This is a genomic window from Flavobacterium sp. (genome assembly GCF_035760125.1).
Lineage (GTDB): Bacteria > Bacteroidota > Bacteroidia > Flavobacteriales > Flavobacteriaceae > Flavobacterium.
Genome location: NZ_DASTTN010000563.1, coordinates 1 through 4,882, shown reverse-complemented (window position 1 = coordinate 4,882; position 4,882 = coordinate 1). Strand labels below are relative to the sequence as shown.

Genomic DNA, 4,882 nt, shown 5'->3' with positions numbered 1-4,882 from the left:
GTTCAATATAAAGGAACAAAAATCAACATTATCGATACTCCTGGTCACGCCGATTTTGGTGGTGAGGTAGAGCGTGTTTTGAACATGGCTGATGGTGTTTGTCTTTTGGTGGATGCTTTTGAAGGGCCAATGCCACAAACTCGTTTTGTATTGCAAAAAGCTATTGATTTAGGATTGAAGCCATGTGTTGTAATCAATAAAGTAGATAAAGAAAACTGTACTCCTGAAGAAGTTCATGAAAAAGTTTTTGACTTAATGTTTGAATTAGGTGCTCAAGAATGGCAGTTGGATTTTCCAACAGTTTATGGTTCAGCTAAGAATAACTGGATGTCTGATCACTGGGAAAACGTAACTGATAATGTTGAAGCATTGTTGGATATGGTTGTTGAAAATGTACCTGCTCCTAAGGTTTCCGAAGGAACTCCACAAATGTTGATTACATCTTTAGATTTCTCAGCTTTTACAGGCCGTATTGCTATTGGTCGTCTAGAAAGAGGAGTTTTAAAAGAAGGTATGCCAATCTCATTGGTTAAAAGAGATGGTACAATAATGAAATCAAGAATTAAAGAACTTCATACTTTTGAAGGTCTTGGACGTAAAAAAGTACTTGAAGTAATTGCTGGAGATATCTGTGCGATTGTTGGAGTTGAAGGATTTGAAATTGGAGATACTATCGCTGATTTTGAAAACCCAGAAGCATTGAAAACAATTGATATTGATGAGCCTACAATGAGTATGTTGTTTACAATTAACGATTCTCCTTTCTTTGGAAAAGAGGGTAAATTTGTAACTTCTCGTCATATTAGAGAGCGTTTGACAAAAGAATTAGAGAAAAACTTAGCAATGAAGTTAGGTGAAACTGATTCTGCTGATAAGTTTATGGTTTTTGGTCGTGGTGTACTTCACTTGTCTGTTCTTATTGAAACAATGAGAAGAGAAGGGTATGAGTTGCAAATCGGTCAACCACAAGTTATCATCAAAGAAATTGATGGTAAAAAATGTGAGCCAATTGAGGAATTGACAATCGATTTACCAGAAACTCTTTCAGGTAGAGCTGTTGAGTTCGTTACTATGCGTAAAGGTGAAATGCTGAGTATGGAAACTAAAGGTGAACGTATGATCGTAAAATTTAATATTCCATCACGTGGAATTATTGGATTGCGTAATCAATTGCTTACTGCTACTGCTGGTGAGGCTATTATGGCACACCGTTTTATAGGATATGAGCCTTACAAAGGAGAAATTGCTGGACGTAACAAAGGTTCATTGATTTCTATGGAAAAAGGAAAAGCTATTCCTTATTCTATCGATAAATTGCAAGATCGTGGTAAGTTTTTTGTTGAACCAAATGCTGAAATCTACGAAGGTCAAGTAATTGGAGAAAACTCTCGTGGTGATGATATGTGTGTAAACGTAACGAAAGAGAAAAAACAATCTAACGTTCGTTCTTCTGGTAATGATGAAAAAGCTAGAATTATCCCTCCAATCATCTTCTCATTAGAGGAAGCTTTAGAATACATTCAAAAAGATGAATATGTAGAGGTTACTCCAAAATCTATTCGTTTGAGAAAAATTTATTTGACAGAAACAGATAGAAAAAGATTTAAAATCTAAAAGATTTAAATTTCAATATTTAAAATCCCAAATTCCTAAGTACTGGAATTTGGGATTTTTTGTTTTATAACTAATTTGAGTTTGATTATTAAGGAGCGGAGACATTTGGCTTTATCGATGAACATTGTTCCTGCTGTCCGCTATATTTCCCGATTTAGAAAAACTACGGCAAAAAAAGCCTTGTTTTTTTAAATCAGGAGATGCCGCTTCCATCAGGGCTAAAAGTTATCATTTTGTCTTTTTGCCATCATTTAAAAAAGGAAGAACTAATAATTGAACTCAGCGTTAATGTGCAGCAGTCATTTTGATATTGATTTTAGTATCGGTGGTAACCGTGAATTTTGCATCTTCGTATTTAGGCGGTCCCATAAAACCTTTTGCGTTATTGGAACAGGCAACAGGTTCTTTTGGCATTCCGATGAAGTTTTTGTCCAGTTTTCCGTTCTTATTTTCGTCGTGATAGACTAGAACCGTATATTCTCCTTTTGGGATTTCAGTAAAAGTAACTGTAGCTGAATTTGATTTAATTGCTGATGAAATCGTTTTGTAGGATGTTTTAAGAAATTTTTCTTTGGTATTGTATAGTTCGGCAGTTAGTGATCCAGTATTGTTTTTTATTCCCGATATGGAAACGGTAAGATTTGAATTTTGAGCAAATCCAAAGCTAGAAATGAATACTAGAATTGGGATGAAATGTTTAAGCATAATTGTTGTTTTTAATAAGCACTTAAATTTACAAAATTTTGATGGTTGAACTCGCAAAAAATGGTAGTATTAAACATTATCAGAAACAAAATCGTAGAGCGTATTTCAACAGTAAACAGAGGAACGCCCTATAATTATTTGATATGTTATAAAGTCAAATTATTACTTTGACTGCTCATAAAGTTGTTCGTTCTCTGATTTTATGTCCATCCCATTTTGCAAGATTTTTTCAAACACTGCCATGGCAGTGGCAACTACAAGAGAAACAAAAGTGGTTACAATACACATGGCAAGAAAACCAGCAGGGTCGTCATCTTTATTATGAAATATCCTTATATATAGTCCTGTCATCACAATTAAGATGCTTAGTACGATTGCGCAATATTTTATGCTCTTTAAAGTCTTCACCGAGTTTAGTGAGAATGCTTTATTTTGTCCAATGTATCCAAGTAATTTGAACGCCTTATACAGCGCAATAAAAAATGGTATAGACGCGGCATAGCCATACAAGATGAAAGGATCGGAGTAAATGCTGAACAGATCTAAATTTGTGGCTCTCCCTTCGGTCAAGGGAAACCGAATCATGATGGCTAGTGCCACAAATCCAATAAGTACAATGACTCCCTGAAGAAATACCGTTGAACTTTTTTTGATACTTTTGTTATTGCCACTTCTAACATCGCTAAATATTTTCGTTTCCATTTCGATAAAATTTAAGATAAAAAATTATTTGACAATTCAAATATATGAAAAGTACTTTGAAATACAAAGTAAATTGATTTATTATCTTTGTCGGCTGATTGTTAATAGTTCTATTGATTTTACTTTTGCAAAATTTAGGAAAGAAATATTTAATAATTGGTGCGTTTGTCAGGGATTTACAGCTTTTCCGCTAGCAGCTAACGGTTTACGAATTGGCGATTGGCGGAAAGTATAACACTAAAGTTTAATCGAAGAACAGAAGTTGAATTTTGCACTTCTGTTGATACGAAGCCGTTCAGCCCGTCTATCGCTATATGATGTTAACAGTTCGTTATTTTTTTGTCGGTTCATAGTAAAGCGTGACTGCGCCACCACTAAATGTTTTTGTCTTTGTGAGTTTAAAAACGGTCCTGTCGGTTATGTTTTCAAATAACGGTAAACCACTACCCGCTACAACAGGGTGAATACAAAGCTGAAATTCATCAATCAAATTGAGTTTCATTAGTTGAATAATTAAACTTCGACTGCCAACTAAAATAGCTTTGCCCGGTTGTTGTTTGAGTTCTAAAACTTCTTCTTCAATAGGTTGATTTGACAATTTAGCACTGTCCCATTCCGTATTTTTCAGTGTATGTGAAAAGACAATTTTTGGAATTTTGTCTATAGCCATAGCGAAGTCGTCCATTGATTTTTCACCTGAAGGTTTTTTTATCAGCGTTTGCCAGAATTGCATGAGCTGATATGTTACTCTGCCGTATAGAATCACATCTGCATCACTTAACAGGTCAGTGTAATGTTGATGGATTTCTTCATCTGGGATACCTGCCGTATGGTCGCAAATCCCATCAAGTGTCATATTAATTGCTGCAATTATCTTTCCCATTTTCCATATCCTTTAATTGTCTTTCACTACTCGTTATTTACGAATATCTTACAATAGCCGCTACGTTCCGTGTCGGCTTTACGAAGTTGGGGATTTTTGCTCCCAAAACATTCCATAAGGACTAAAGTCAAATATATAAAATTGCTTTTAATTTTTGCCTAAAACCCCAATTTCATAAAACCGCTGTTAGCGATAGTGCTTCTGTTAACACTATAAAAGATCTACTTCCTTTTTGATTCCCCGAGTAATTAATGAAGCACTTTGATTTACTTCATAGTCAACCGAAGAAACATTCTTTACGAACGGTCGGCTTACAACTGCTTTTACCAAGTCAGAATTCATAAAATCTTCCATTGCCGCTTTGTTTTCCCATAAATAGAAACCGCCAAAAGTGTTTTTTTCTATGTCTGTGAGCCAAACTTTTGAAATAAGACCTTTTACTTCCGCTAAAATCGGTGCATCTGGTTCCACCATTTGCTTAAGATATTCCGCTTGAGAAATATCATTTAATTGATAAGTGATTATTTGTGCGTGCATTGTTCTATATATTAAATTAATAATAATATAAAGGTAAAAGTTTATTTTCAAAACCAAGTTCGTAAGCAATAGTTTTACTTCTCTATTTGTATGAATATAAAGTCTCTTTGCTTCTTGTATTATTGGTTCGCGTATGATTGATATAGTAGTTTCGTCATAGCATTACGGCCAACGTTCTGGTACTACAGCGGGTTTGGGGTTAAATTAAGCCCTATTTTCGGATTTGCCACCCGAGCGATAGTGAACAGGCGAAGCAAATCATCCCAAATACAAAACCTATTTTCCACTAAGCCTAATGCCCAAATCCGTTGTAGTAGCTGTTGGGCGCCGTTACTACTTTATTGACTTGTTCTTAATATCTTTTATTAGCTTATTATATGCTCCAATTATTAAACTTCTTGAAGGCTTAGAAATATGAACATCATAGTTATCGTTTTGTTT

Annotated in this window: 5 protein-coding genes; 1 reads left to right on the top strand and 4 read right to left on the bottom strand. The window is 34.7% G+C overall.

Features of this window, described 5'->3' with window-relative positions; genetic code table 11:
• A partial coding sequence (gene typA, locus VFS71_RS20225) for a translational GTPase TypA (RefSeq protein ID WP_326403529.1) occupies window positions 1-1,614 on the top strand: 1,614 nt, incomplete at its 5' end.
• Between the two features lie 285 nt (window positions 1,615-1,899).
• Here typA and VFS71_RS20220 read toward each other — a convergent pair.
• The 4 genes from VFS71_RS20220 to VFS71_RS20205 all read right to left on the bottom strand — a co-directional run bounded on the left by VFS71_RS20220 (window position 1,900) and on the right by VFS71_RS20205 (window position 4,441).
• Window positions 1,900-2,319, bottom strand: a complete 420-nt coding sequence (locus VFS71_RS20220) for a DUF2141 domain-containing protein (RefSeq protein ID WP_326403528.1) — start codon at window positions 2,317-2,319, stop codon at window positions 1,900-1,902.
• A 162-nt stretch (window positions 2,320-2,481) separates the two neighbouring features.
• Window positions 2,482-3,021: a DUF2975 domain-containing protein gene (locus tag VFS71_RS20215; RefSeq protein ID WP_326403527.1), complete on the bottom strand. Its 540-nt coding sequence runs from the start codon at window positions 3,019-3,021 to the stop codon at window positions 2,482-2,484.
• Window positions 3,022-3,352: 331 nt separating this feature from the next.
• Complete coding sequence (locus VFS71_RS20210; RefSeq protein ID WP_326403526.1) at window positions 3,353-3,904, bottom strand: dihydrofolate reductase family protein; 552 nt, start codon at window positions 3,902-3,904, stop codon at window positions 3,353-3,355.
• A 210-nt stretch (window positions 3,905-4,114) separates the two neighbouring features.
• Window positions 4,115-4,441: a YdhR family protein gene (locus tag VFS71_RS20205; protein ID WP_326403524.1), complete on the bottom strand. Its 327-nt coding sequence runs from the start codon at window positions 4,439-4,441 to the stop codon at window positions 4,115-4,117.
• Between the last annotated feature and the right edge of the window lie 441 nt (window positions 4,442-4,882).

What these genes read in the sequence shown, in the direction of transcription:
- VFS71_RS20215 (WP_326403527.1), bottom strand. Translation starts at nt 3,021, where the DNA reads ATGGAAACGAAAATATTTAGCGATGTTAGAAGTGGCAATAACAAAAGT.
- VFS71_RS20220 (WP_326403528.1), bottom strand. Translation starts at nt 2,319, where the DNA reads ATGCTTAAACATTTCATCCCAATTCTAGTATTCATTTCTAGCTTTGGA.
- VFS71_RS20210 (WP_326403526.1), bottom strand. Translation starts at nt 3,904, where the DNA reads ATGGGAAAGATAATTGCAGCAATTAATATGACACTTGATGGGATTTGC.
- VFS71_RS20205 (WP_326403524.1), bottom strand. Translation starts at nt 4,441, where the DNA reads ATGCACGCACAAATAATCACTTATCAATTAAATGATATTTCTCAAGCG.